The organism is Streptomyces milbemycinicus (genome assembly GCF_002154605.1).
GTDB lineage: Bacteria > Actinomycetota > Actinomycetes > Streptomycetales > Streptomycetaceae > Streptomyces > Streptomyces milbemycinicus.
In genome coordinates, this window is record NZ_MUNE01000678.1 from 1 (window position 1) to 739 (window position 739).

Genomic DNA, 739 nt, shown 5'->3' on the forward strand with positions numbered 1-739 from the left:
GGTGCGGGCCTGGTAGGCGGTGGACAGGTCGCGGGCGAAGGGTGTCATAGACCAGCCGTCGGCGGCGATGTGATGCACCACGGCCAGCAGGACGTACTCCATGGGCCCGAGTACGAAGAGCCGCACGCGCAGAGGCAGGTCGCGGGCGAGATCGAAACCGGTGCGGGCCTCGCGGGCCAGGGCTTCGGGCAGCTCGTCCTCCGTGACCGACTCGGTCACGGTCAGCGGCAGCACCGCCGCATCACCCTCGACGACATGCTGACGGGGCTGGCCGTCGGTCTGGGGGAAGAGTGTCCGCAGGCTCTCATGCCGCCCGACCACATCCCCAACGGCCAAACGTAGCGCATCGACGTCCAGCTGCCCGCGCAACCGGAGTGCCAGGGGGATGTTGTAGGTGCCTGAGGGGCCTTCGAGTTGGCCGAGGAACCACAGTCGGCGTTGTGCGAAGGAGACCGGTACGGTCTCGGGCCGGGTTTGGGTGGTGAGTTTGGGGCGTGTGGTGTGGGCGTTGGATGTTTGGAGGTGTTCGGCGAGGCCTGCGACGGTGGGGGTTTCGAAGAGGGCTCGGATGGTGAGTTCGACGTCCAGGGTGGTGCGGATGCGGCTGATGAGGCGGGTGGCGAGGAGGGAGTGTCCGCCGAGGGAGAAGAAGCTGTCGTCAATACCGATGTCGGTGACGCCCAGTACTTCCGCGAACAGCTCGCACAGGATCTCCTCACGCGGTGTGCGCGGGGCGCGG

1 protein-coding gene is annotated in these 739 nt (G+C 67.5%); it reads right to left on the reverse strand.

Annotated features, from left to right (window positions below):
• The coding region (locus CCN51_RS42500; protein ID WP_245881796.1) for a condensation domain-containing protein at positions 1–739 on the reverse strand (739 nt) is incomplete at both ends.